The following is a 26,780-nucleotide window of genomic DNA, read 5'->3' on the forward strand; positions in this document are numbered from 1 at the left end:
CGCGCGTGCATTCAAAGGGCGAAAAGGCAAGAAGGCATCATGACGAAATCTGCATTCACCCTCCTGCTCGCCGCCATAGCCCTGCTCGTCCAACCTGCCACAGCCTTGGCGCATGGGCCGGAATCGCACGAGGAGGAGAAACCGGCAGCGGCCGAGCTTGTGGCTGAAGCGAAGGAAGATGCATCGCCAGATGTCGCCCCAGCCGAACCGTCGGAACCCGGTCCGGCGGCGCATTCGCCCGAATATGCAAACCTGCTCAATAATCTCCACCCGGCGACTGTTCACTTTCCTATCGCCCTGCTGCTGTTCGCTGCTCTTGCGGAGCTTCTCTTCGCCGCAAGAGGCACCCAGCGCATGCGTCACGCTGCGGAAATCGCGGCAATCGCTGGCGGCATTACCGCCAGCCTCGCGGCGCTGTTCGGCTGGATACACACCGGGATTTGGCTCGGCGGCGACGGCGCGATGCAATGGCACCGCTGGCTCGGGACGGGTCTCGGCATTGCCGGCCCGCTCATAGCCTGGGTCGCGCTTTCTGCGGGCGAGCGGCGCGGCGCGCTTCGCGTCCTGCTCGCGCTCTCTGCCCTCATTCTCCTCGCCCAGGGCTGGCTCGGCGCGGAACTCGGCCATGGCGCCGGGCATTTGTGGCAGTAAATCAGGGGAGAATTACCGATGGCAGACGCTCACAAGGGGCACGAAGGCAACTACAAGAAGTTCATGGCGATGGTCGGCACATCGACCGCCATCATGTTCGGCCTCATGTATCTCAACACCTATGCGCTCGATCACGTCATGTGGAGCGAGACGCGCTTCTGGATGACCTTTGTCATGGGCGCGGTGATGGCGGTGGTGATGCTGCTTTTCATGTGGGGCATGTACAAGAACACGAAGAAGAACTGGATCATCATCGGTGTGTCGGTGGTGACCTTCGTGCTCGCCCTGTGGCTCGTGCGCAGCCAGGAGACGGTTTACGACAATGAATGGATGTCGGCGATGATACCGCACCATTCGATTGCCGTGATGACCAGTGAACGCGCGCATATCGAGGACAAGCGGGTGCAGGAACTCGCCAATTCCATCATCAAGGCGCAGCGCAAGGAAATCGCCGAGATGAAATGGCTGATCGACGATATCGAGAAGAACGGCACTGCCACCACCGAGGAAGAGGCAGCCGCGCGGCCCGTGCCCAAGTTCGAAGGCTTCCTCAACGAGGACGGTGGCGCGACACCATAAGCGCCAGTCGTCGCAACGAATAATTTAAGAAAATCGGCGATGATGACCCTGTAACAGCGCAAATGGACGTTGCGCTGGATTTGGCCTTTGGAATATATCGAAGGCGGATCGAAACAGGGGTCGTATTACATGAAGAAGTTGTTGGTGAGCGCCATTGCGCTGGGTCTGGCCATGCCTGCCATCGCGCAGGAACAGGCCGAAGAGGTGCAGCAGGTGCGCCCGCCTGTACCGCCGCCCGTCCGCGCCGTGCCGTCGCCGCCGCGTTTGCCGACCATTCCGCCGCCGGCCCCCATGGTGCGCGTGAGCGGCTTCCCCTCGCTGGAGGCGGAAGTGGCAGAGTTTGGCGCAACGCCGACCTATTCGGGCGTCTGGCCTGCCGACAAGAAGCAAGTGAAGGCTTTCCGCCGCGAGCGTGAGAGCCAGCGCAGCATCTGCACCAAGCGCGACAACGTCATATGGAGCCTTGCAGAGAAGAAACTTGCTGCCTGTGACGCGCTGCTCGGCGGGCCGGAGCCGGAGGACGCTCCGACCACGCGCGGCTTCCTCTCGGTCGACCGTGCGCTCGACGAGAACGAGGCTGCCGCAGCCCGCGCCGAGTTGCTCCAAGGCCGTGCGCTCGCATTGCTCGCGCTCGATGCCAACCGCCTCGCCATTGCTGCTGCCGATGAGGCGGATGAATGGGGCGTGCAAGCCAACAACTCGCTCTACGAGCTGAGCGGCGGGCTCGCCAACCAGATGATCCGCGCCTACGCGCTGGTCCGGCTGGGCGAACAGGACAAGGCGCAAGCGGCCATCGATGCGCTGCGCGCGGCGCGTCCCTATTCCACCAGCATCGCGATTGTCGCCAACAACCTGCAGTCGGCGCTCAACAAGGACGACCTCGAAGTCCAGCGCGAGCAGCTTTATGCGCGCATCCCGCTCGACCCCGATGTGCAGCAGATGGCCTTCCTGATGGACCTCATGTCCGGCCGTCTTGAAGATGCCGACAGCCTCGGCGACGCGATGAGCTTCACCAAGCCCAAGATGCGCGGTGGCTGGACGGTCCAGGGCGATGCCCAGCCCTGGGAAAAGCTCGACGTCGAAGTGACCTTCCAGGGACTGCGCGCCTATACCGCGGCCGTGCTTGGCAATGCCGAAAAGAGCGAGGCGATCCTTGCCGAGACGCGCATGATGATCGACGATTACCGCGGACCCGACCCGCGTGAATCAGACGCTCGCAAGATCCGCAAGAAGAAGGTCAGAGAATACCTCGCACGGGCCGAGACGGCGTCCAAGGTCACGGCAGACCTCGCCACGATCATGTCGGCGGTTCCGGTTCGCGAAACCAACAAGGGCAAACCGTTCGACGAGATCGCGTCGAACCTGAGGGAGCTGGGCGGCATGAATGTCCTGCTTCCGGTCCTCGTCGAGCAGCTGCGCCTTGCAGGTGACGACGACGCTGAGATGGCCGCCAAACGGGCCGATGCGCTGGTTGCTCGCTTCATCCGCGTAGGGTCGGAGATCAAGCCTGCGCAATTTGGCGCGATGCTCCCGACGACCGAATTCCTCAATGCCGTCCCGGACTTCTCCTCGACCGCGAGCAAGTGGCTGTTCGGCGGCAACTCGGGCTGGTCCAAGGCGGAAGAGAAGGGCACCGACATCATGACGGTGCGCTACGAAACGACCAAGGGCAGCAAGCCGATGATGGAGGAAATGCTCCTCATTGCTGCTGCGGGTATCGCGCGCGACAAGGGCAAGGATGGCTTCGTCATCCTGTCGAACCGCACCTTCAAGCGGTACACGACGACCACCTCCTATTACGGGGGCAGCTGGACCAGCGACTCCGGCTTTGAATCGCAGGCGCGTATCCAGCTCATCGACAGCGCCAACCCGCCCGCACTGTTTGCGAGCACGCCCGAGCGTATCATCCTCGCGTCGGATATCGAGGCCAATCTCATGCCGCGCTTCGACGAGTATTTCGCAAAGAAGGAAGCGCGCAAGCAGCGCTGACGATTACGGGACAGCAGGGGCCTCGCGCTCCTGCCCTCGAACGACAAAAGGCCCGGCAGGATCGCTCCTGCCGGGCCTCTTTGTATGTGCCTGTCGGCTGGTCGGTAAGGCTTAGAAGCCCATGCCGCCCATACCGCCCATGCCGCCCATGTCGGGCATCGCAGGGGCTGCAGCCTTGTCTTCCGGCTTGTCGACGACGGCAGCTTCCGTCGTGATCAGCAGGCCGGCGACCGAGGCAGCGTTCTGCAGCGCGGTGCGCACGACCTTGGTCGGGTCGATGACGCCGGCAGCCACGAGGTTCTCGTAGGTGTCGTTAGCTGCGTTGAAGCCGAGGGTTTCGTCATTGCTGTCGAACAGCTTGCCCGAAACGACCGCACCGTCATGGCCGGCGTTGGTGGCAATCTGGCGGACCGGAGCGGTCAGCGCGCGGCGGACGATGTCGATGCCGCGGGTCTGGTCGTCGTTGCCGCCGGTCAGGCCTTCGAGAGCCTTCGAAGCATAGAGCAGCGCGGTACCGCCGCCCGGGACGATGCCTTCTTCAACGGCTGCGCGGGTGGCGTGGAGCGCGTCGTCGACGCGGTCCTTGCGTTCCTTCACTTCGACTTCGGTTGCACCGCCGACCTTGATGACGGCCACGCCGCCAGCGAGCTTGGCAAGGCGTTCCTGCAGCTTCTCGCGGTCATAGTCGCTCGAGGTGTTGTCGATCTGCGTGCGGATTTCCGAAACGCGGGCCTTGATGTCGTCTTCCGAGCCGGCACCGTCGACGATGGTGGTGTTGTCCTTGTCGATGGTGACGCGCTTGGCTTCACCGAGCATGCCGAGCGTGACGTTTTCCAGCTTGATGCCGAGGTCTTCGGAAATCATCTCGCCCTTGGTCAGGATCGAGATGTCCTGCAGCATGGCCTTGCGGCGATCGCCGAAGCCCGGTGCCTTGACCGCTGCAACCTTGAGGCCGCCGCGCAGCTTGTTGACCACGAGGGTCGCCAACGCTTCGCCTTCGATGTCTTCCGCGATGATCAGAAGCGGGCGGCCCGACTGGACAGCCGCTTCGAGAACCGGGAGCATCGCCTGCAGGTTCGAGAGCTTCTTTTCGTGGATCAGGATGTACGGGTTTTCGAGTTCGACCGTCATCTTTTCCGGGTTGGTGATGAAGTACGGGCTGAGGTAGCCGCGATCGAACTGCATGCCTTCGACGGTTTCGAGCTCGAATTCGAGACCCTTGCTCTCGTCGACGGTGATCACGCCTTCCTTGCCGACCTTTTCCATGGCTTCGGCGATCTTCTCGCCGACTTCACGGTCGCCATTGGCCGAGATGATGCCGACCTGCGCGATTTCTTCGCTGCCCGACACTTCTTTCGAACGGCCGGCGAGGTCTGCGACGACCTTCTCGACAGCGAGGTCGATACCGCGCTTCAAATCCATCGGGTTCATGCCCGCAGCAACCGACTTCATGCCTTCGGTCACGATCGACTGGGCAAGAACGGTTGCAGTGGTGGTGCCGTCACCGGCGGCGTCGTTCGACTTCGAAGCGACTTCCTTGAGCATCTGCGCGCCCATGTTCTCGAACTTGTCTTTCAGTTCGATTTCCTTGGCGACGGAAACGCCGTCCTTGGTGATGCGGGGTGCGCCGAAGCTCTTGTCGATCACGACGTTGCGGCCCTTGGGGCCGAGCGTAACCTTGACGGCATTGGCGAGGGTGTCGACGCCGCGCAGGATGCCTTCGCGCGCGTCGCGGCCGAACTTAACGTCCTTGGCTGCCATTGGTGTTTCTCCTGGAATTCTTTGTGGTTAGTGAAAGCGTGAGGTGGTCAGGGCTCAGCCCATGATCCCCATGATGTCGCTTTCCTTCATGATCAGCAGGTCTTCGCCGTCGAGCTTGATCTCGGTGCCCGACCACTTGCCGAACAGAACGCGGTCGCCAGCCTTGACGTCGAGCGGGGTGACAGTGCCGTCTTCGGCCTTCGCACCTGCGCCGACGGCGACGACTTCGCCTTCGCTCGGCTTTTCCTTGGCGCTGTCGGGAATGATGATCCCGCCGGCGGTCTTTTCTTCTGCTTCGATGCGGCGCACGAGTACACGGTCGTGCAGCGGACGAAATGCCATGATGATGACCTTTCAGTTAGGTTGAAATGTTCGTTGGCACTCCCGGGGTGAGAGTGCCAGTGGCGCGGATATGTTGATGCGCTTGCGCTAAGTCAACGGGTGCGAAGCGAAAAAATTTCCGCAAATTTCGCCGAGGCGTGGCTAGGTCTGGGCAGCGCGTGCCGGACGGCTGGTAAGCTGCAGTTTCTCGCGCCTTGCCCAGCGGTAGGTAAGCAGGACGGCGGCCACAACAAGGCCGGTGGCTAGGCCGATCCAGACGCCCACGCCTTCGAGGCTGGTATAGAAGCCCAGCCATACCGCCGTGCCGATGCCCGGCACCCAATAGGCGAAAGCGGCAATCCACATCGGGATGCGCGTATCCTGCAATCCGCGCAGCGCGCCAGCGGCCACTGCCTGCATTCCGTCGGCCAGCTGGAAAGCGGCGGCCACGACGATGTATTTGAGCGCGAAGCTCACCAGCACGGCGTTCTTCGGGTCCCACGGGTCGATGTAGATGGCGAGCAGGGGCTTTGGGATGAGCACCATTGCGAGGGCGGTGGCGGCCATGAAGCCCGTCCCGATGGCGATGCCCGTCCAGCCCGCGCGCTTCATGCCCTCGGTATCGCGCGCGCCGTAGAAATAGCCCACGCGGATGGTGGCTGCCTGCCCGACTCCGAACGGAACCTGGAAAGCCAGCGCGGCAATCTGCAGTGCGACCGTGTGGGCCGCGAGCTGGGTCGCGCCGATATTGCCCATCAGGAAGGCGGCTGCACCGAAGATGCCTGCCTCTGCCGTAATGGTGAGCGCAATCGGCGTGCCGACGCGGGTTATGTGCCAGAAACGCGGCCAGTCGGGCGACCACCAGCGGCCGAAAATCCGATAACGGTGGAGCTTCGGGTCGAGCCTGATGGCGATGACGTAAGCGGCCAGTGTCACCAGCGAGGTGATGATGGTCGCCACCGCCGCGCCGCGCAGGCCAAGCTCGGGTGCGCCGAAATTGCCGAAGATGAAGGCGTAATTTGCCAAGGCGTTCACGAAGATGCCGCCCGCCGTGATGGCGGTGGCGAAGATGGGCCGGTCGAGCGTCGAGACGAAGCTCCTCAGGACGTTGTTGAACAACATCGGCACCATCGAGAAAACGAGGATGGTGTTGTATTCCAAGGCCATGCCGATGATGGCCGCCTCCTGCCCCGTGGCGCGCATCAGCGGGCCGAGGAGGAGGCAGAGGCCCATTCCCATCACGCCTGAAATCGACGCCAGCCACAAGGCCATGCGGACCGCGCGGCGGACCGGTCGCAGGGCGGGTGCGCGCTCGCCGAGTTCTGCCGCGGCGACCGGGGCAACCGCACCCGTCAGCCCGGACAGAGCCCACATGACCAGCCCGAACAAGGCGATGGCAAGCGCCGAAGCGGCCAGTTGCGCCTCGCCCAGCCGCGCGATGAAAATCACGTCGATGGCATAGGTCAGCATCTGCAGCAGGTTGGCAGCCGCCAGCGGCCAGCTGAGCTTCATGGTGGCCGCGAATTCGTCGCGCCAGCCATCGCTGCCGGATTGCGGCAGGGGCGTCGAGGGAGCTGCTTCACTCATGGCATCACGCTCCCCCCGAATCGGAAAGAGCCGACCCGCTTAGGCGGATCGGCTCTTCGGCTCAAACGGGAATGTAAGAACCCGGCGGCGCCCTCCGACAGGCGCCATGCCGGGCAGACCGGGCTCAGCCCTTGACCGAGGCCACCTTGCCCTTGTTCCCGAGCGCGCGTGCACGGCGGTCGCTGCGCCGACGGTTCTGTCGCCGACGGCTGTAGCCGAAATAGGCATAGGCGTATTCTTCCGACGAGTGGAGGCGACGGCCCGAGATGAACTCGAAGGTGCCGCGTGCGATGCGCATGCCGAAGCGGCGAATGGCATCGATCGACATGAGGGCGTCCACTACCAGCAACAGGGGCAGGACCATGAACAGGCTCAGGTGCTTGCGAACCTGGCGCGAGCTGTGCGCCTTGGGCGCGATCCGCACCATCAGTGCGCTCAGGATGAAGGTGCCGAGCAGGTAGGCTGGCACCGCAAGAAGTGCAGTGTTCATTGGACGATCCCGTTAAGCGACTTATTGTTTAAGTCCGGCATCAGTAGTGCCACCTAGAGGTAAACAGGATGCTAGCGGAATCTGGATATTTCGCGAATTCCGGTGGTTTTGGGTTAATATCGGGTTTCAGCCCCACAAGGTGTGGTAATTTGGCCACGCCACGCCACCAGCCCTGTAATCGCGTGCATGTCTTTCTTTTCCAGTAGAATTGTCTAAAGTACGGTCAGGGCGCGAGAGAGGGATTGTTCGCATTATGCGAATGGAAGAAAAAAACGGCATCGAGCGCCGCGAGCCGCGCCTCGTCCTGCAACTGAATACCGGTGTCGGGCAGGGCGGTCAGGCATTCGACGCGGAAATCATGAATTTGTCGCGCGATGGCATGCTGGTGCGAACGCAGGCCGAGCTGACCATCGAAGAACCGATCGAAGTCGTTTTGCCCCAAAGCGGGGCCGTGCAGGCGACTGTCGTGTGGTCGGCCGACGGCATGTATGGCTGCAGCTTTGCGGAAACGATTTCCGAAGACGAGCTGCAGGCCGCCAACGACCTTGCCAAGGAAGAACCCGAGGACGGCAAGCGCTTCGGCGTCGACCATGAAACGCTCGGCAGCCGCATCAAGCGCCTGCGCACTGCGCGCGGCTTCACCATGCGCGGGCTGGCGGAGAATGTCGGGGTCAGCAAGCCGACCTTGTGGAAGTGGGAAGGGGACCAGGTCCGCCCGCGCCACGAAACCATGCAGCGCCTTGCCGAAGAGCTCGACGTGAGCGAACTCGAACTCGTCTATGGCGCCCCTGGCCTCGGCGAGGCGGCGATGATCGCCGAAGAGGACGCGGCAACCGGCTCGCTCGCCGATATCGTGCGTGCCAGCCGCAAGCGCATTGCCCGTGCGGCAGGGGTCGACGAGGCCTGCGTCGAAATCAACATCAACTGGGACAGCAATTAGGCAGCGCTGCCGCGGTCCTGCTCTCTCAGGGGCGCAGGACGAGGCGGTCGTGGATGGCATCATAGCGCAGGTCGAGCCCCGCGGTGCGTACCCGATCGAGCGAGAGCCGTCCGCTTTCCCCCGCCGGCGGAACCCTGCCAGCCTTGTCCGCTGCACCAAGCTGCGCGAGGGCTGCGAGCAGTTCCGCCCGGTCCACTTCGATCAGCGAACCGCCGATCAGGAAAATCGTAAGCCCGGTTGCCGCACCGCCTTCAGAAGCGAGCGTCTTGGCCACGCCGACCCCGCCATCGCGCGCGGAAACACCCTCGGGCAGGCTGAAATCGATCGGCAGCACTCCGTTGGCATCGGGCACCAGATCCGGCCTTTCGGCGCGCCTGGCAGCAGGCCGGCGAGGCGCTGCCGCCGCCAGCGCAGGCCTGGGAGGGGCCGAAGGGGCTGCAGCGGGGGCCGTACCGGTGGACGGTATCGTCACCTCGGCCAGCGGCACTTCGGGCTCGACTGGCGACATCAGGGTGATGCGGGGCATCTCATGGCCGAATTCGACCACCCGCTCTTCGGGGATGCGGTCGAGCGATACGCGCACGACAGCACGGTTTTCATGCGCGGGACGCATGGCGAGCGAAAAGGCCGCGATCGCGACGAGCGTGATGATGACAACAGCTGCCCGCGCATAATCGCGCGTGGCTACCGGAGCCCAGCGCTCCTTGCTGCGACGCATCACGATCATAGGAAGAGAAAACCTGCATAGGCCAGCGCGCCGCCGCCGATGGCAACGCCGTATGGCAGCTTCCCGAAGTCTCCTCCCTTGCCAATGCGGCTGGGCATGATGCGCGTGAGGAGAGACCAGAAAATATAGAGCAAAAGTCCTGCCGCCGTAATGGCAACAAACAGCATCAGCATGCCCGACAGCGGGAAAAAGGAAGCAGCAGCGGCGTAGAACTTGCCGTCCCCTCCGCCGAACACGCCGGCAAGGAACAGCAGGTAACCCACGACAAGAGCGAGCACTGAATGTGCGGCGTGCAAGCCGAGCGCAGTCCAGCCACCGCTGGCAAAGGCAAGGCCGAACCCGGCCAGCAGCATCACGCCGCACAGGATGTTCGGCAGGCGCCTCGTGAAAATGTCGAGCAAGGCGCCCGTGCTGGTGAACAATCCAAGTGCACCAAGCCACAGCGTGGCAATTGCCATGGGTCGTCAGTCCTTGCTGGAAGGCGCCTTGCGGGGGGCAAGCCTCACGCGGAGCGGGTAAGAGAGTGCATTCCCCGCCTCGCCGACGCGAACACGCGCTGCAGGTTCGGGAGTGCGCGATTGCAGGCGGATTTCAGCTGGCCGCGCGGTGATCTGCGGAGCAGTCAACGGCTGGCCACTCGAAAGCTGGACGCGCGGTTTCGCAGGCGCCGGCGCATCGGCCTCGACCGGTGCGAGTTTGCCGACCGAGACACGCCGCGAAGGGGTTGCCTGCGAAAGCGTAATCGTCCGCTTTTCGCCGCCACTCATCACCACACGGCGGTCAGGGGCGGCGTCTTCTGCCAAGGCCTCTTCGCTGCGGGCGAACTCGGCATATTGCTCGGCCGCCTGCTGGCGCTGATGGAAGGCGAAACGCGCGCTCTGCGCCAGATCGCTGCGATAGAAACGGTCGAGATTGGCTGCGAAACGCTCGGGGTTGATCCTCGTAGCCGACACGAAATAGCGCTCTGCCAGGTCGGCACGCCCAAGCTTGGCGTAAGCGACGCCCAGGGCATTGAGTGCCTCGCCGCGCAGGGCGGGGTCGAGAGCTGCGCGGTGGAGCGGGGCGATGGCGTTCCCGGGATTGCCCGCCTTCAACTGCGCGCGGCCTTCTTCGAGGTCGGCAGGGCCAATCGCGTATTGCGGCGTGTTGGAATGCTTCGAGAAGTCGAACGCCTGTACGAAGCTCTTGCAGCCTCCGAGACTGGTCGCCAGCGCTACAAGCGCGAGTGTGGTTGCAGGTTTCATGGTCATCCTCCTCCAAGAGCGGGTAGCACGTCCCGTATCGTGCGGACTGCGGCTGGCAGCACCAGCACGCCGATCATGGTGGGCAACATGCAGGCCACCAGCGGGATAGAAATCAGGACGGGCAGTCGATAGGCTTTTTCCTCGGCCCGCATGCGACGTGCCTCGCGCATCTCGGCCGCGTAGACCCGCAGCGTGCTCGCGATGCTGGTCCCGAGCTTGTCCGACTGGATCATCAGCGTTGCGAAAGAGCGGATCTCGTCCACTGCCGAGGTTTCGCCCATCCGGCGCATGGCCTCTTCACGCGAAGCACCGGCGCGCATCATGAGCGTGGTTTCGCTGAACAGTTCTGCCACGAGTGGGTGGGTTGTTGCCAGTTCGCGTCCGACACGTTCCATCGCGGCTTCGAGGCCAAGACCGGCTTCCACGCACACCAGCAGCAGGTCGAGCGCATCGGGGAAGCCGTTGATGATGTCATTCTGGCGCCGGTCTGCCTTGGCGCGAACGAATACCGCCGGAAGAATAAAACCGAAAATCGCCGCCAGTGCGGAGAAGAGATACAGTTGCAGCGGTCCCGGCGGTTCAGCCGAGGCGGAAGCTACGAGAAGATAAAAAACCGGCAGGGCAAATACCATCACGACGCGAACCAGCGTGTAGACGCGCGGCGCCGACGCCTTGCGATAGCCGGCCGCTTTCAAACGCTTGACCAATTTGTCGTCGTTGATGTCCGTCAGCTTGATGCCGGAGGACTCGATCGACTTTGCAATCTGCGCCCAGCGGCTCTCGCGCTCTTCCTCGAGAACGCTGCCCGAGTAACCGCTCGACCCATCGCGACCCAGCTTGGCAAGCTGCGATTGCGAGAGCCGCTTGCGCGCCGCCCAACTCGACACGAAAAAGACGATGCCTACGGCGAGGGCGAATATCAGGCCAAGGACCAGCAGGCGGACGACCCAGTTCGAGATGGCTAGTTCGAGCATGTCAGACCTTGATGTCGATCATTTTGCGAATGGTGAAAACACCGATGAAATAGAGCACGACGAGGGTAATCGAGCCGAAGATGAAAATCGGGTCCTCGATCACGTCGAGATAGAAGCTCGGGCCGCCCAGGAATGTCATCACGAAGGCAAAGACCGGCAGCACAGTGAGCATCCATCCGGTCATCCTGCCCTCGGAGGAGAGCGCGCGCACCTTCATGTACATCGAGTGACGCTCGCGAATGACATTGGCGAGGTTTTCGAGGATTTCCGCAAGGTTGCCGCCCGTCTCGCTTTGTACGGCGAGCGAGACCACGAACATCCGCATGTCCTCGAGGTCCCAGCGGTCGGCCATGGCATTCAGCGCGGAAACCAGGTCGGCGCCGTAAGTGACCTCGTCCGCGACGATGCCGAACTCGGTGCCGATCGGATCTTCCATCTCGCGTGTGAGCAGTTCGATGCCCGATGCGACCGGATGGCCCGAGCGCAGGGCGCGCACGAAGATGTCGAGAGCCACCGGGAACTGCTTTTCCACCTTCGCGCGGCGCTTCGCAGCACTTCGCTGGAGGAAGAGGTAGGGCAGGCCGAACGCCACCGCGACGGAGAATATCAGCGCAAGCTGGATGACCCCGAAACCGATTGCAGCGCCGAGGCTGGCTGCTGTCAGGAGCACCAGGCCGAAGATGACCACGCCTGCGACGGCCATGACCAATGCGACCTGTCCCACGGTGTAGGGGACCGCCGCAGCGAAGATCGTGCGCTGGAAACCTTCGACGATGCCGCGGATGATCGGCGGCAAATGGGTGTGCTCGGTCGGGCTGTTCTTGAGGAGTTGTGCAACCAGTTCGTCGCGGTCGGCACCCGACTGGATGAGCGACATACGCCGGTTCACGGCGGTTGAATATGAGCGTTTCTGGGCCGCGGAGCGAGCGAATGTCTGCGCCAGCAGGAAGACCGCAACGAACACGGCCACCAGGAACATGATGCGGATCGCGGCTTCGGTCATCTTATCCGATCCTCACTTCCGGGCGGAACAGCTCGGAAGGCAGGATGATGCCATGCGCTTCGGCTTCCTGGAGGAACTTGGGGCGGATGCCCGTTGCTTCGAAATGGCCCTTGACGCTGCCGTCTTCCTCGCGGCCGGTCATCTTGAAGCGGAAAATTTCCTGCATCGTGATGGTTTCACCTTCCATCCCGGTGATTTCCGACAGGCTCTTCACCTTGCGGCGACCGTCCGAGAGACGTCCGACCTGGACCACGACATTGATGGCAGCGGCAATCTGGGCGCGCGACGATTTGGAGGTGATGTCGATGCCGCTCATGCCGATCATCTGTTCGACACGGCTCAAGGCATCGCGCGGGGTGTTGGCGTGAACGGTGGTCATCGAACCATCGTGGCCCGTGTTCATTGCCTGCAGCATGTCGAACGCCTCGCCGGCGCGGACTTCGCCCACGATGATGCGGTCGGGGCGCATACGCAGCGCGTTCTTCACGAGGTCGCGCTGGGTGACTTCGCCCTTGCCCTCGATATTGGGCGGGCGTGTCTCGAGACGGGCGACGTGGCTCTGCTGGAGCTGGAGTTCGGCCGAGTCCTCGATGGTAACGATACGCTCTTTTTCGTCGATGAAAGTCGACATGGCGTTGAGCAGCGTCGTCTTACCGGAACCCGTACCGCCCGAAATCAGGACATTGCGGCGCGATGCCACGATCGCCTCGAGAACCTGCGCCATATCCTCCGGGATCGAGCCGAGGTCGATCATCTTGCGGATGCTGATGGGCTGCTTGGCGAATTTACGAATGGACAGCAGCGAACCGTCGATGGCGAGCGGCGCAACGATGGCGTTCACGCGGCTGCCATCGGCAAGTCGAGCGTCTACGAAAGGGGAGCTCTCGTCGACACGGCGCCCGACCGCGCTGACGATCTTCTGGATCACACGCATCAGGTGTTTTTCATCCTGGAAGCGGGTCGGCACGCGGGTGAGCTGGCCGCGGCGCTCGATGAACACCGTATCATGGCCGTTCACCAGGATATCGGTAATCGTGTCGTCCTGCAGCAGCGGCTCGAGCGGGCCGAGGCCGAGCAGTTCATCGACGACCTGCTGGATCAGGTTTTCGCGTTCCTGGCGGTTGAGCGGGTGGTCGTAGTCGGCCACCAGTTCAGGCATGATGGCCGCGATCTGGCTCTTGATCTGGTCGACAGGCGTCTTGTCGAGCATGCCCAGATTGAGCCGGTCGAGCAGCGCCTTGTGGATCGAGACCTTGAGGTCGAGCATCGCTTCGCGCTGCTTGTCCTTCTCGCCGAAAAGGATGCGCTCCTGTTCGTCTTCGTCGACGATCTGGGTCGGCTCTATTTCCTGGTGGCCTTCATGCTCTTCCGAATTGCGGATCTTCCACATGGCTTCAACCCTCCTCGGCCAGCGCGAGCAGGTGGTCTGCAAGCGCTTCGATATCCGAAGCAAACCGGCTCCGGCGCTCGAGTGTTGTAGACAAAACGCCCTGCGCCTGCGCTTCCTGGATTAGCTGTGTTTCAGAATGGACCAGGCCTGCGATGGGATGATGCAGTGCATCCTCGATACCCGAGCGGTCCACTTTCTTGAACATGCCGCCCTGCACCCTGTTGAGCGCAATCGCGACCTTGCGGGGGTGATAATCGAAACTGCGCAGCAGCTGCAGGCGTCTTTTGACTTGCCTGAGAGCGCCAATTGAATTTTGCGAAACCAGAAGGACTGCGTCGGCGGCCAGCATGACCGACATCGCCCAATTGGTCAGCGATGACGGCATGTCGAAGATGACGAGGTCATACTTGCGCTGGGCAAGTGCAATGACGCTCTTGAGCGAGGCCAGTTCGACCTCCTCGATCGGCATAATATCGGTTGGGGCGGCAATCACGTCGACGCGGTCGTTGAACTCGGTCGCAACCGCGCGAAAAAGCTCATCGTCGAGGCGGTTTCCGGCCTCGAGCAAATCGACCAGCGACTTGCGCGATGGCTGGTCGAGGTAGGACGAGGCGTCCCCGCTCTGCAGGTCGAGATCGATCAGGCAGGCTCTGCAACCCTCTCCGAAATCACGAGCCATGGCGTCGGCAAGATGGGTGGCGAGGGTGGTCGCGCCTGCACCGCCCGAGCACTTCTGCACTGCAAAGGTAGGCGCGAGTTCGACAGCCACGTCTTCTGCCGTGCCGACAAGCTCACGGTCGACTTCGAGAATGGCGGTCAGCAGTTCGTCCGAAGTGAAGGGCATCGCTACGACGTCGCCAATGCCCTTGCGCAGCATGAGGCGGGTAATCTTGAGATCGACTTCCGGAAGGCCGGCGATGATTGCCAGGTTCGGCCGAGCCGCGCGCAGCGTATCGAGGCGCGCGAGCGAGCGGCTGTCGGCAGGGTCTACCTCGATGACGGCAATGCGAGCGCGCGATACCAGTTCGGCAGGCAGGTCGCGCGCGGGGCCGATTTCGACCAGCGTGACCGTGTCGGCGAGCTGTTCAAGCCCGCTCAAAGCTCCCGGGCGTGCAAAGACAAAGACCTGTTCCGGTGTTCCGGTCATGTTGTCCGTCCCCATGGAGTTGATGTTCTGGAAATTGCTCATGTTGTTATCAATTCGAAAAGGTGCCGTTGCTGTCTTCAGAGGTCAGCGAATAGGCAAATTCGGGAAGGTCGACCGTGCCCACCAGCAGCGTGAAGATTGGTGTGTGCTGCATGCCGGTAAGGCGTACGGTGACGATGGGTGCGACGTCGGGACCGTTGGGGTCTCCTGAATATCCTAGTCCGGACCAATCGTAGTCGATCTGGACGTTGTCGGCGTTGATGCCGTTCTGGAAGGTCTGCATGCGCTCGACGATGCTGGTGAATGCCGCAGCATCGCGGGTAAGGCCGAAGGAGCAGGTGCCCCCCGCCTTGCAGGTGCAGGACGTATCCGTGCAGGTCACGCCGGGAAATTTGTCTGCCGGTACAGTGGTCCCCTGCGGGACGCCTCCGCTGACGGCGTAGCTGTAACTGTAGAGATCCTGCGGAACCATGTCGGTCGCAACGGCCCAGCGCGCGCCCATCTGGGTGGCCTTTTCCGCACGATTGATGGTCCAGGCGTAAAAGCCGACATCCATGATGCCGAGCAGGAAAATGACCATCAGCGGCACGATGAGGGCGAACTCGGCAGCGGCGGCACCGCGCGTGTCGCACATGTATGATGCAAAACGCGTCATATGCCGTTCACCGCTGCTTCGGCGCTCGCGTAGACGCTGGAGGTGCTGTCGATGAAGCCAAGCGTGTTGAAGAGCGAGGCGTAGTCGGCACGCGCCTGTACGCGGACGATTGGCGCGCCTCCGGAAGTGCCCTTGTAAATGCCCTGGCCGTCCCAGCTCGCATCGCAGCGATGGGTCACCGTCACGTCTGCATCGACCATGTTGGGAACGCGCGATACGGTCCCGGTCAGCGTTCCTGTCCGGGTGACGGTCTGCACCTGACCCACGGCCGTGGTGTCGGCAGCCCCGCCACAGGGGAAGCTGGAGAAAGGCAGGCGCCCGGCAAAGCGCGCACCTTCGCGCACCGCCTTGATGACCTTCTGTTCGGTGTAGAAGAAATGTCCTGCCTCGAAGGCGCCGTACATCAGCAACACCAGAAAGGGTATCAGCATGGCCATCTCGGCCGCTGCTGCGCCGCGCGTGTCGCGGAGAAAGGCGAAGAAGCTCCTCATTCGATCAGGTACGGAACATCTTTCTTGATGTTCTGCCCTTCGGTTGCCCCGCCACCGAGCGAGGTTTCGCCGATGACTTCGACATAGACGTCGCTCTTTTCGGTGATGGCATTCGCGCCGCTTCCGCGGTTGGCGCTGGGTTCAACGAGGAAGACGTCGACATATTTCTGGATGGGAGCGTCGTCGGTGCTGGGACCGACATTGTTGCTCACACAATTGATGACAGCGACCGAGAGTACACGGCGGTCGGGGACGGCGCCTGCAACCTCGACACCCGGAGTTACGCAGACAGGTGCGCTGTGCGCCGTCAGCGCAGACGTTCCAACATCCGACTGTTGCTGCATCCTCGTGGTCGGATTTTCCGCTTCATATTTATAGACCTGATAGCGCGTCGGCGTCTCGGTTCCGAAAACCGACGACATGCTGAACGGCCAGCTCCAGTTTGCCGAGTTCGACAGGAAGTAGGCGCGCCGGTCCCAGTTGCCGTCGCCGATCTTGTCACCTGCGCATTGCCCCAGCTTGCTGACCGCGTGGCACATGTCACGCGGGTAGCCCATCGGCGAAAGGCCGGCAGCTACGGTCGGGTCTAGCGGCACGTCCTTCGAGGTCGGACGATAAGGCACCGCGCCTTGCACCCAGCCGTTGGAACCGCCTCCGTTCACGATACCGCAGCCGGCACCGCTGCCCTTAAGGAAATCGTTCTTGGAATTGGCGGACGGCGGGCAATTGGTGTTGCCCGTTCCGCACACGACATTGAGGCCGCTGGCGTAAATGTCGAAGCGCGTGTTGAAGAAATCCATCACGACGACCTGGAGCCCGGGCTTGATGTCGGCGCCGTCGGTGGGGACGCAGTTGCCCGGTATCTCGCGCGAACCGATCAGTTCCTTGGTGACATTCGCGCCCGAGCCTGAATCGGTCTCGAGATAGCCGAAGACGCCTTCGCCATAGGTCCCGCCGCCATCCTGCGTGATGAGGCGGATGCCCTTGCCAATGTAATTGGCAGTAGTGAACTGCGGGTCATCGCCTTCGTTCGGGTTGCACATCATGACCGGCGGCACCTTGCAGATGGCCGAGCCAAGGCCCGCAAAAGCAACGCCGCCGATCTGGCCGGAGGCAAGGCGACCGGTTATCGGGATGAGCGCATAATCGACCGAGCGGGTATCGACGATCACCTCGATAAAGCGCGCATTGGCGTCGGTGGTCGCCGGGGTGGCTTTTTCCTTGTCCTGGTAGAACCGGATCTGGCCGGCGGCATCGCAGGCGGTTTCGCTCGTCAGCGTGACGAGGTTGCTCTCTGCCGCCATCATGACGAGGTTCTGGAGCATGCCCGAGGCCGCATTGGCCGCGCGCTCGCAAGCGCCTGCCTGCCCGTCGAGCTGGGTAGCTCCTGCCAGCGCGGCCTGGTCGGCCCCGTTCTGCAACTCGCTGTCGACGCCCATCAATCGGGCGTAATCGAAAGCGAGACCCGCAAAGGCAATCAGCGGAATCAGAGCAAGCGCATAGGTGGCTGCCACCGCGCCGCTCTCGTCGCTCCTGAAATGCCTAAGGGGTGCCGCTTTCATGATACATGCTCGCTGAACTAGCTTAGTTTCCGCCTTCGCTGATGGTCTCGGTCGTGCTGAGTTCCTGGACCTCCTCGACTTCGCCTGCGCGATAGGCATCTGCTGCGCGCACGGCGTTGCTGGCCGAAGTGGGCGGAATGGGGTTTTCGTACTCTGGCGACGGGTTCACGACCTGCGCTGCCATGGTTGCACGATTGGCTTCACCCCAGGAAGGGTCGGCCTGCGTGAGGTCGAGACGACCATCGTTGTTCATGCAGGCGCTGACCGACATGGCCGCGAGGCCGAGCAGGGCAAGGCGTTTGGGCTCAATAGTCATAATCGTCACCTTCCGTAGCGGGAGTGGCATCCGCCGGCACGTCGCCGGTGATGGGATCGAGCGGGCGGGGCTTGTAGCCTTCGCCATCGAGAAGCAGGACATCGGCCTCGCTGGGGTCGTAGACCCGGTCGGTCGGCAGGCGAACCTGTTCGGGCTTGATCGGAGCCACCAGACGCGGCGTCACCACGATGAGAAGCTCGGTTTCTCCGCGCTGGAACGAAGTCGAGCGAAACAGCGAACCGATGATCGGGATCGAGCCCAGCAGCGGTACCTGGTTGACCGTGGTCTTGAAATCGCGCTGCAGGAGACCGGCAATCGCGAAGCTTTCACCATCGCGCAGCTCGAGGACCGTATTTGCCCTGCGGGTCTGGAGCCCGGGGATCTGCAGGCCGTTGATGTTGATCGAAGCCGTCGGGTCGATCGAGGACACTTCGGGCTGGACGACAAGGTTGATCACCTTGTCCGACAGGACCGTCGGCGTGAAGCCGAGGCTGACGCCGAAGGGCTTGAATTCGACCGTAACCGAATTGCCGCCGTCCTGGCCGCCACCACCGCCATTCTGGACGACGGGGATGGGGAATTCGCCACCGGCAAGGAAGGAAGCCGTCTCGCCCGACAAGGCGATCAGGGTCGGCTCGGCCAAGGTCTTGGCCATGCCCTTTTCTTCCAGCGCATCGATGAACAGGTCGATATCGACACCGAGCACGTCGCTGAACGCGCGGCCGACGATGCCGAAGCCGCCCTGGATGCTGTCGATCTGGAACGGGTTGTTGCCTCCGCCAATGCTGTAGCCACCTCCCGGGAGGCCTGCGCCATTACCGGTCGCGCCGGCAACGCGGCCGCCGGTGATGAAGCTGCTGACACCAAGGTCTTTGCCCACGCTGCGCGAAACTTCCGCGAAGCGCACTTCCAGCATGACCTGCTGGCTGCCACCAAGCTGCATCAGATTGACGATTTTCTCGTCCGGAGCATATGCGCGGGCAAGTTGCACCGCGCGGTCTGCCACGCCGGCGTCGCTGACCGTCCCCGAGAGGACGATGGCGCCATTCGATACGCGCGTCTGCACCGGCTGGCCGGGCATCAGCTGCGTCATCTGTTCGCGCAGGCCTGCGACATCGGGACCGACCGAGATGTCCATTACCGCGATTACGCGATTGTTACGGTCGTAAAGCGTAAGCGAAGTCGTGCCGACTTCCTTGCCGAGAACGTAGATCGAATTGGTGGAGACCGGGAGGATGTCGGCAATTTCGTCATTGCCGATCATTGCACGGTCAATGGCCGTATCGGCGGTGAGCACCTGACTCTTGTTGACGGCGATTTCCACGGTTCCGGCGTGCATCGACATGCCGTTGTCGCCAGAGACCTGGGCCTGCACTGCAGTCGGGACCAAGGCGGTTCCGGCAAGTGCGAGGGCGAGGGCGGTGATGGGCGTTTTGAGCTGTTTCATCTTAACGCTCCACTTCATAGGATTGGGCCTCGGTGCCGCGTACGATGCTCATCGTAGGGCCGCGAGGGCGGCTGGGCGTGCTCGTCCGGCGAGTTGCCTGCGACTGGCCGCCGAGCATGGCGGGCGTGAGGTTGATGACCGGCTGCGACTGCGGCGCGACGGCATTGCCGCCACCGCGGCGACCGTAGATGCGCAGGTTCTCGCCGCCGAGGTCGCGCGCCACGACCGTTTCGGTCGCGCCGACTTCCTGGTTTTCGACATTGCGTAGTGCGAGAGTGAACGTCCCGACCTCGCGTGCCAGCGCCAGTTTCTGCGCGCCGAACAGATCGGTCTGCAGCGTGGCGGTGGGATTGACGGCGGGTTCGGTATTCTGCTCGTCGGCAACAAGTCCGGTCGCCAGAACGAGCACGTTTTCGAGGACCACGGTGGACATCTTGTCCTGCGCGGCCGCACCTTCTCCGGGGATTTGGCGGGTCAGGATCACGTCGACCACGTCGCCGGGGCGAACGAAGCCGCCCACGCCTGCGACGCTATCGATCGGAATGGCGACCGCGCGCATGTCTTCGGGAAGGTTGGAAGCAAGCGTGGCCCGCCCGTCCGCACCGCTGACCTTGCTGGCAAGGACAGGCTCGCCCACAGTCATGGGGCGGAGTGCGACACGGCCGCCGGCCGCTGCTTCCTGAATGCTGGTGAAGGCGCCTTGCGGCACCGAGTCTCCTGGCCAGTTGACCAGCCTGGTATTGGTGTCGGTTATCCGGGTTCCGAATGCCACGTCCTGTGTGGCAACGACAATGCGCGCCATGCGCAATTCGTCGGCCCTGCGTTCTTCACGCTCCTGGATGCCGCTGAAATAGGAATTGGCCAAGAAGACCGCCACTAGTCCGATGACTACGGCAATTCCGAGAATTACGAGATTACGTCCTCGCATCGTTCCGCCCCCCTTTGAGCAATAGAACTCGTCTGCGCCCGGGCCACCAATACACTAATTATTCTGTATTTGCAGCCGAAAACCGCCCCTCGCCCGAAAGTGGGGAGGGGCGGATTCCGAAGTCTGATCTTAGTCAGCCGGTGCGAGGTCGCCCTGGCCAGCTTCGATCTGTGCTTCTGCGTTCACGATCGAGTCGCGGATTTCGCCGCCGAGCAGGAGCATTGCAGTTGCGATGGCTGCGCCGACGATGGCGAGGATGAGAGCGTACTCAGCTGCCGAAGCACCCGACTCGTCACGAAGGAAGTTCTTGATCATAGTATTTACCCCAAGTTTAAATTCAGACCCTGCCACCCACCATGGGAAGCCGCGTCTCATTTGGTCGATGGCTCCGGCCTCTATTTCCGGATAGCCGCCGCTCGAAGGGGGTAGTGTTGGAACCGGCGCGACCCTGTTTTTGTCTAACTGGCTCACGCCAATTCGTTTCACGCTGGCTCCCTTCGAAGCCCAATAAACTTCCCTCAAATGCAGCTTGCGGTCAACTTTCATGCAACGCTATTTTTTTATGTCGAAAAAACAGTCAGTTGAAAAGTTTTGGCTTTAAGATTTCCGGTTAACGGGGGCGCCTGTTGCCAGTTTGGCGCAGTGATGAATCGCAATTCGTGCGGCCGATTTGACGGTTTTTTACAATTGGCCCTTTTTTTCTAGTGACTTAGTGATTCGCGGGGCGCCTGGCGGGGTGCTGGAGCGGGCGCGTCCCCTGCTTCTCGTGCCGGGGTCTTGGGATGACTCCTGCGCGCGGGAGCGGGCGCATTCCTACCTTCCGCATCGCCGCTCGTTGCGGGCTAAAGCCCACTTTCTGCGAGAAAATCCTGTTCAGCCAGTCCCGCGCGAGGGGTGAAGGGGCCGCGACTCGCGTAAATACGAGTCCTCCGGCGCGATTCGGCGCTTCAAGCCTTTCTGGCCGAGCCGCGCAGCACGCTCTCGGATCTGGAGTTGTCCCAATTCAGGACTTGAGGGTTTTATCTCATCGTTTCCGTAGCTTGTGGCCTTCTTGGTCCCCTGAACTGCGCGTAGGTGTGTCTCGCACGAGCTACGCGCAAGTTAATTCGATTGCATATAGGGCGAGAGAATGGTTTCTTTCCGTGCAACGACACATCTTTCCTCCGGCACGAGTCGTCGGAGGGCGGGAATTAAGAAGTCGGGACCGCGAGACAGAACGGAACAGCCCCGGGGCCAGGCCACGGCCTGACAATCACCTGGGGCACCAGACCGGCCCAACCGGCCCGACCATCCGTCACCTGCTCGCACCGGAAGGCCAGCCCTTCCAGCCCGGCAAAGCAAGGACGGACGACATGGACAGCTTCGACACGAACAACGAATTCGCCGACGCCCAGGACAGCGGCAATGCCGATATGGGTGAAGCGCAGGGCAATGCGGCCCCGGCAATGGCGGTTCGTCCCGGGGATGTCATCCTGCAGCCCGATGCCAATGGCGTCGTGGTACTTCCCGAAGGTGCCAGCCTCGAGAACATGAGCGCCGAAGGTCGCGACCTCGTCATCGTCCTGGACGACGGCTCGCGTGTCATCATTCCCGAAGGTGCCATCATCGTCCCGCAGATCGTCGTCGATGGCGTGACCGTTCCTGCCGCCAACCTCGCCGCGCTGCTGACCGGCAACGAGCCGCAGCCGGCTGCTGGCGACCCGCAGAGCTCGGGCGGCAATTTCGAAGTCGACCCCGGCAACATCCAGGATGCCTACGCGATCGGCAACCTGCTGCCCTATACCGAGCTGCAGTTCCCGCAGCCCGAAGAGCGCGAAATCATTCCTTACGATGTCGAGGAAGATCCCGTCATCGTCATCGAAACGCCCGACAACCCGGCCGGCGCGATCAATGCCATCGCCACCGTCGATGAAGACGGCCTGCCCGCGCGCAACGTCGATGGCACGGACGAACCCGAAGGTACGCGCGAGGAAACCGCCTCCGAAGTTTCCTCCGGTACCATCGTCTTCAGCGCACCCGATGGCGTCGACATCGTCAGCGTCAACGGTGTCAATATCATTGCGAATGGCGAACCCGCGTTCACGCTGGGGGGTACCATCACCGGAGACGTCGGCTTCCTGACCATCACCAGCATCAATGTCGCGGCTGGCGAAATCGGCTTTACCTTCACTCTCACCGACAACCTCCTGTTCGAGACCGTCGACGGCTCGTTCGAGATGACCGTGACCGACATTGACGGCGACAGCTCGGTGGCGACGCTGCAGATCAACATCATCGACGACAACCCGATCGCACGCGACGATACCGCCGAAGTCGAGGGCGGGACGTTCGGCCCGATCTATGGCAATGTGGTCCTCAGCAACGACGAGCCCGGAGCCGACGGCTTCCAGGGAGAGGACAGGGTTACCGGCTTTGCCAACGACGGCGGCTCGGCCGACCCCGGCGAAGTCCTTGTCGGGACCTATGGCGAGCTGACCATCTTTGCCAACGGGGACTATGAGTACACCCGTTTCCACAACACCCCCGGCAATGTGAGCGAGGAGTTCACTTACACCATCGTCGATGGTGACGACACGCCGAGCACTGCCACGCTGACGATCAATATCGGCAATGCGCGGCCCAGCATCACGACCGTCCCGACCGGTGAAGACGAAACCGTCGTCGAAGAGGGCCAGCTTCCCCCGACGACCGGAACGCGCGACGATGAGCCTGAAGGGTCTTCATTCGACGGCAACGACGAGACCGCCACCGGCGTCATCGAGTTCACGTCGCTCGACGGCGTGCAGACAGTCAGCATCGGCGGCGTCGAGTTCGATCCGGCCACGCTGCTCGATCCCACGAATCTCCCCCTCGTCGTCATCGCGGATGACACCGGTACGCTGACGATCACCGGCTACACCTATGACGATCAGACCGGCGATGGCACGATCACCTATGTCTACGAACTGACCGACAACACCGGCGACCCCGATAGGACGGTTGTCACCTTCCCGATCGAGATCGTCGATCTCGACGGCGAGCCCAATGTCGAGTCCGAGGACCTGGTCATCACGATCATCGACGACGTGCCGACCGCGAATGACGATGTCGACAGCGTGACCGAGGACGGTCCGCTTGTGGCCGACGGCAACGTCATCACCGATCGCGAGGGCAATGGCGGCGAGGATGTTACCGGCGCGGACGGCGCGGCGGTGACGGCGGTCGATTTCGACGGCACGAGCTATGATCCGGGCATCGAATTCGCGACCGAATTCGGTTTCCTGACCATCTTCGCGAACGGCGAATATGTCTACCGGCTCGACAATTCGAACGAGTTTGTCCAGGGCCTCGATGCGACCGAGAGCCTGACCGAGGTCTTCACCTACACGCTGACCGATGGCGACCAGGATGCCGACACCGCGACGCTGACGATCACGGTCAATGGTGCCGATGACGGTGTCACCATCAACGGCCTGACCGCCGAAGGACCCGACCTCGTGGTCGACGAAGACGACCTGGCCGATGGCTCCTCGCCGGATGCGGCTGCGCTGACCCAGAGCGGCCAGTTCACGGTCGACAGCCCCGACGGGCTCGCGACGCTGTCGGTCGGCGGCGTGCAGGTCTGGGGCGCTGGCGAAACCTATCCGCTCGAAATCCCCGGAACATATGGCACGGTCCGCATCACCGATGTGACCGAAGTCCTCGACGCCAATGGCGACGTGGTCGAAGCGATCATCGATTACGAATACGTGTTGGCAGGCAACACGCTCGACCACGATGCGGCCGGCCAGGACGGCGTGTCGGAAAGCTTCGCTGTCGTTGCTTCGGATACCGACGGTTCGCCCGCCAACGCCACGCTCGATATCGATGTCATCGACGACGTGCCGACCGCGAATGACGATGTCGACAGCGTGACCGAGGACGGTCCGCTTGTGGCCGACGGCAACGTCATCACCGATCGCGAGGGCAATGGCGGCGAGGATGTTACCGGCGCGGACGGCGCGGCGGTGACGGCGGTCGATTTCGACGGCACGAGCTATGATCCGGGCATCGAATTCGCGACCGAATTCGGTTTCCTGACCATCTTCGCGAACGGCGAATATGTCTACCGGCTCGACAATTCGAACGAGTTTGTCCAGGGCCTCGATGCGACCGAGAGCCTGACCGAGGTCTTCACCTACACGCTGACCGATGGCGACCAGGATGCCGACACCGCGACGCTGACGATCACGGTCAATGGTGCCGATGACGGTGTCACCATCAACGGCCTGACCGCCGAAGGACCCGACCTCGTGGTCGACGAAGACGACCTGGCCGATGGCTCCTCGCCGGATGCGGCTGCGCTGACCCAGAGCGGCCAGTTCACGGTCGACAGCCCCGACGGGCTCGCGACGCTGTCGGTCGGCGGCGTGCAGGTCTGGGGCGCTGGCGAAACCTATCCGCTCGAAATCCCCGGAACATATGGCACGGTCCGCATCACCGATGTGACCGAAGTCCTCGACGCCAATGGCGACGTGGTCGAAGCGATCATCGATTACGAATACGTGTTGGCAGGCAACACGCTCGACCACGATGCGGCCGGCCAGGACGGCGTGTCGGAAAGCTTCGCTGTCGTTGCTTCGGATACCGACGGTTCGCCCGCCAACGCCACGCTCGATATCGATGTCATCGACGACGTGCCGACCGCGAATGACGACACCGCCGGTCAGGCGACCGAGAACACCCCGATCGTCATCAATGCGCTTGAAAACGACGTGTTTGGCGCAGACGGGGTGGTCACCATCGGCAACCCGGAAGATGTCGAGGTCGTGGTGACGACCCAGGGTTCGCAGGGCACCGCCACCTATGATCCGGCGACCGGCCTGTTCACCTACACGCCGGACGCGGGTGCAGGCAGCGACGGCAACCTAACCGACAGCTTCACCTACACCATCACCGACCAGGACGGCGACAGCTCGACCGCAACGGTCACCGTGAGCCTCCAGCCCGACAGCGAGCCGAGCGGCGCGACTGTCGCTGCGGCGGTCGACGACGACGGACTTGCCGGCGGGAACCCGGCTTCGAACACGGGCGATCTCGACACCGGCAATGCCGATGAGACCGTCTTCAGCGGTACGCTGAGCTTCGATGTCGGCAACGACACGCCTGCGACTGTCAGCTTCGATGCCTCGCTCGACGGATCGAGCGTCATGCTGGGCAGCGAGATGGTGACCTACTCGGTCACCGGCAACACGCTGACCGCATCCAGCGGACGTGGCGATATCTTCACGGTCGAGATCACCGACAGCGAAACCGGTGCCTACACCGTGACCCTGCTGCAGAACGTCCTGCACACGGACGGCGGCGACGAGAACGACGCCTTCGCCAGCATCGATTTCACCGTTTCCGACAGCGAAGGCGAAGAAGCTACCGCCACACTCGACATTACCTTCGACGACGACGCACCGACCGCGACCGACAACACCAATGCGGTGACCGAGGGCGACAGCGTGGGTGGCAATCTGCTGACCGACGATGACGGCTTCGGCGTCGACGTGAACGGAGCCGACGGTTCGCTCACCATCCTCGACGTCACCGGCAGTGGCTCGAGCGACGATGGCGCGCCCTTCGTGGTCACCGGCACTTACGGCGAACTCACCGTCCAGGCAGACGGCAACTACACCTACCAGAGCTTCGCCAACGCCACGAACATGGATGTCACCGACAGCTTCACCTATCGCATCGTCGATGCCGATGGCGACGTTGCCGAAGCCACGCTCGACATCGACATCACCAATGTCGCGGGCGCGGTCGAGGATGATGGCGCGACGGTGAACGAGGCCGGCCTCTCCTTCGGCAGCGATGCCGACAGCGACAGCGAGCGCGATGACGATGGCCAGATCACCGTCCTCAACGCCACCGGTACCTTCACCTATGTCCTGACGAGCCCGGCCACCGGCACATACGGCACTCTGGACCTCAATGAAGACACGGGGACCTACACCTACACGCTGACCAGCAATGTCGACGGCGACAGCCTCGTCCCCAGCCAAGGCGGCGACAATGGCACCAATACCGTTACCGGCCAGGAAAGCTTCACTTATGAGGTCTATGACGACCTCGGCAATTTCATCGGCAGCGGCACCATTGCTGTCAGCATTATCGATGACGTGCCCTCGATCGACGCTGCGGTTGTCGATGGCGACGCAGTTACGCTGACGACCTTCGACGCGGAGACCGTCGGCGGCACGAGCGTGGCTGTGTCGACGGCCAACTTCAGCGATGCCTTCTCGGTTGCCTCGAGCGACTACGGCGCCGACGGCGCAGGCACGATCGCCTGGGATTACGGCCTGGTCATCGACAATGCGACTTCGGGTCTCACCAGCGATGGTGTTCCGGTTACGCTTTCGATGAACGGCGACGTCGTCGAAGGCCGCGCCAACGGCGTTCTCGTCTTCACCGTCGAAGTGAACGACACGACGGGTGTCGTGACGCTCACCCAGTATGAAGAGATCGATCACGATCTGCCGGGTTCGGACAGCGATTACGACAGCCAGCTTGAAGCGCTCGCCAATGGCGTGATCTCGCTGAGCGGGACGGCGACCATCACCGATGGCGAT

At 62.6% G+C, this 26,780-nt stretch carries 23 protein-coding genes; 5 read left to right on the forward strand and 18 right to left on the reverse strand.

Features of this window, described 5'->3' with window-relative positions; translation table 11 throughout:
* Positions 1 to 39: 39 nt before the first annotated feature.
* The 3 genes from K3152_RS12060 (at position 40) to K3152_RS12070 (ending at position 3,219) form a co-directional block, all read left to right on the forward strand.
* Positions 40 to 651 carry a DUF2231 domain-containing protein gene (locus tag K3152_RS12060; protein WP_221574336.1) on the forward strand — a complete coding sequence of 204 codons (612 nt, stop codon included), beginning with the start codon at positions 40 to 42 and terminating at the stop codon, positions 649 to 651.
* An 18-nt stretch (positions 652 to 669) separates the two neighbouring features.
* The gene (locus tag K3152_RS12065) at positions 670 to 1,230 is read left to right on the forward strand and encodes a DUF305 domain-containing protein (protein WP_247713365.1); all 561 of its coding nucleotides are present in this window, start codon (positions 670 to 672) and stop codon (positions 1,228 to 1,230) included.
* Between the two features lie 129 nt (positions 1,231 to 1,359).
* On the forward strand, positions 1,360 to 3,219 hold the full coding sequence (locus tag K3152_RS12070; protein WP_221574337.1) for a hypothetical protein: 1,860 nt from the start codon (positions 1,360 to 1,362) through the stop codon (positions 3,217 to 3,219).
* Between the two features lie 111 nt (positions 3,220 to 3,330).
* Here K3152_RS12070 and groL read toward each other — a convergent pair whose 3' ends face one another.
* From groL to K3152_RS12090, 4 genes are all read right to left on the reverse strand, one after another.
* Positions 3,331 to 4,980, reverse strand: coding sequence for a chaperonin GroEL (groL, locus tag K3152_RS12075; RefSeq protein WP_221574338.1), 1,650 nt, complete (start codon positions 4,978 to 4,980; stop codon positions 3,331 to 3,333).
* A gap of 54 nt (positions 4,981 to 5,034) precedes the next feature.
* Positions 5,035 to 5,322, reverse strand: a complete 288-nt coding sequence (groES, locus tag K3152_RS12080) for a co-chaperone GroES (RefSeq protein WP_040966275.1) — start codon at positions 5,320 to 5,322, stop codon at positions 5,035 to 5,037.
* A gap of 141 nt (positions 5,323 to 5,463) precedes the next feature.
* Complete coding sequence (locus K3152_RS12085; RefSeq protein ID WP_221574339.1) at positions 5,464 to 6,888, reverse strand: MATE family efflux transporter; 1,425 nt, start codon at positions 6,886 to 6,888, stop codon at positions 5,464 to 5,466.
* A gap of 124 nt (positions 6,889 to 7,012) precedes the next feature.
* Positions 7,013 to 7,378, reverse strand: a complete 366-nt coding sequence (locus K3152_RS12090) for a hypothetical protein (protein WP_221574340.1) — start codon at positions 7,376 to 7,378, stop codon at positions 7,013 to 7,015.
* A 253-nt stretch (positions 7,379 to 7,631) separates the two neighbouring features.
* On the opposite strand from K3152_RS12090, the gene K3152_RS12095 reads away from it, so the two are divergent.
* Positions 7,632 to 8,318: a PilZ domain-containing protein gene (locus tag K3152_RS12095; protein WP_221574341.1), complete on the forward strand. Its 687-nt coding sequence runs from the start codon at positions 7,632 to 7,634 to the stop codon at positions 8,316 to 8,318.
* 25 nt (positions 8,319 to 8,343) lie between these two features.
* Here the strand turns inward: K3152_RS12095 and K3152_RS12100 are convergent, their stop codons facing one another.
* The 14 genes from K3152_RS12100 to K3152_RS12165 form a co-directional block, all read right to left on the reverse strand.
* Positions 8,344 to 9,036: a hypothetical protein gene (locus tag K3152_RS12100; protein ID WP_221574342.1), complete on the reverse strand. Its 693-nt coding sequence runs from the start codon at positions 9,034 to 9,036 to the stop codon at positions 8,344 to 8,346.
* 5 nt (positions 9,037 to 9,041) lie between these two features.
* On the reverse strand, positions 9,042 to 9,503 hold the full coding sequence (locus K3152_RS12105) for an A24 family peptidase (protein ID WP_221574343.1): 462 nt from the start codon (positions 9,501 to 9,503) through the stop codon (positions 9,042 to 9,044).
* A gap of 6 nt (positions 9,504 to 9,509) precedes the next feature.
* Complete coding sequence (locus tag K3152_RS12110; protein ID WP_221574344.1) at positions 9,510 to 10,289, reverse strand: hypothetical protein; 780 nt, start codon at positions 10,287 to 10,289, stop codon at positions 9,510 to 9,512.
* A 2-nt stretch (positions 10,290 to 10,291) separates the two neighbouring features.
* Entirely contained in the window at positions 10,292 to 11,263 is a 972-nt protein-coding gene (locus K3152_RS12115; protein WP_221574345.1) for a type II secretion system F family protein, read from the reverse strand.
* Position 11,264: 1 nt separating this feature from the next.
* A complete protein-coding gene (locus K3152_RS12120; protein ID WP_221574346.1) occupies positions 11,265 to 12,266 on the reverse strand; it encodes a type II secretion system F family protein in 1,002 nt (333 codons plus the stop codon).
* 1 nt (position 12,267) lies between these two features.
* The gene (locus K3152_RS12125; RefSeq protein WP_221574347.1) at positions 12,268 to 13,656 is read right to left on the reverse strand and encodes a TadA family conjugal transfer-associated ATPase; all 1,389 of its coding nucleotides are present in this window, start codon (positions 13,654 to 13,656) and stop codon (positions 12,268 to 12,270) included.
* Between the two features lie 4 nt (positions 13,657 to 13,660).
* Positions 13,661 to 14,845, reverse strand: a complete 1,185-nt coding sequence (locus K3152_RS12130; protein ID WP_221574348.1) for a CpaE/TadZ family protein — start codon at positions 14,843 to 14,845, stop codon at positions 13,661 to 13,663.
* A gap of 7 nt (positions 14,846 to 14,852) precedes the next feature.
* Positions 14,853 to 15,458 (reverse strand): TadE/TadG family type IV pilus assembly protein, encoded by a 606-nt coding sequence (locus K3152_RS12135; RefSeq protein ID WP_221574349.1) that lies wholly within the window; start codon positions 15,456 to 15,458, stop codon positions 14,853 to 14,855.
* The gene (locus tag K3152_RS12140; RefSeq protein WP_221574350.1) at positions 15,455 to 15,949 is read right to left on the reverse strand and encodes a TadE/TadG family type IV pilus assembly protein; all 495 of its coding nucleotides are present in this window, start codon (positions 15,947 to 15,949) and stop codon (positions 15,455 to 15,457) included. Before K3152_RS12140 ends, K3152_RS12135 begins: the two co-directional genes overlap by 4 nt.
* A complete protein-coding gene (locus K3152_RS12145; protein ID WP_221574351.1) occupies positions 15,946 to 17,511 on the reverse strand; it encodes a TadE/TadG family type IV pilus assembly protein in 1,566 nt (521 codons plus the stop codon). Before K3152_RS12145 ends, K3152_RS12140 begins: the two co-directional genes overlap by 4 nt.
* Positions 17,512 to 17,533: 22 nt before the next feature.
* Complete coding sequence (locus K3152_RS12150) at positions 17,534 to 17,827, reverse strand: hypothetical protein (protein WP_221574352.1); 294 nt, start codon at positions 17,825 to 17,827, stop codon at positions 17,534 to 17,536.
* A complete protein-coding gene (locus K3152_RS12155) occupies positions 17,817 to 19,274 on the reverse strand; it encodes a type II and III secretion system protein family protein (RefSeq protein ID WP_221574353.1) in 1,458 nt (485 codons plus the stop codon). Before K3152_RS12155 ends, K3152_RS12150 begins: the two co-directional genes overlap by 11 nt.
* A gap of 1 nt (position 19,275) precedes the next feature.
* Entirely contained in the window at positions 19,276 to 20,202 is a 927-nt protein-coding gene (gene cpaB / locus K3152_RS12160; RefSeq protein WP_221574354.1) for a Flp pilus assembly protein CpaB, read from the reverse strand.
* 129 nt (positions 20,203 to 20,331) lie between these two features.
* Positions 20,332 to 20,517: a Flp family type IVb pilin gene (locus K3152_RS12165; protein WP_221574355.1), complete on the reverse strand. Its 186-nt coding sequence runs from the start codon at positions 20,515 to 20,517 to the stop codon at positions 20,332 to 20,334.
* 1,037 nt (positions 20,518 to 21,554) lie between these two features.
* Between K3152_RS12165 and K3152_RS12170 the strand changes: the two genes are divergently transcribed.
* Positions 21,555 to 26,780: VCBS domain-containing protein (locus K3152_RS12170; protein ID WP_221574356.1), on the forward strand; the 5,226-nt coding region annotated here is incomplete at its 3' end.

Origin of the sequence: Qipengyuania polymorpha, assembly GCF_019711435.1 — a bacterium.
GTDB lineage: Bacteria > Pseudomonadota > Alphaproteobacteria > Sphingomonadales > Sphingomonadaceae > Qipengyuania > Qipengyuania polymorpha.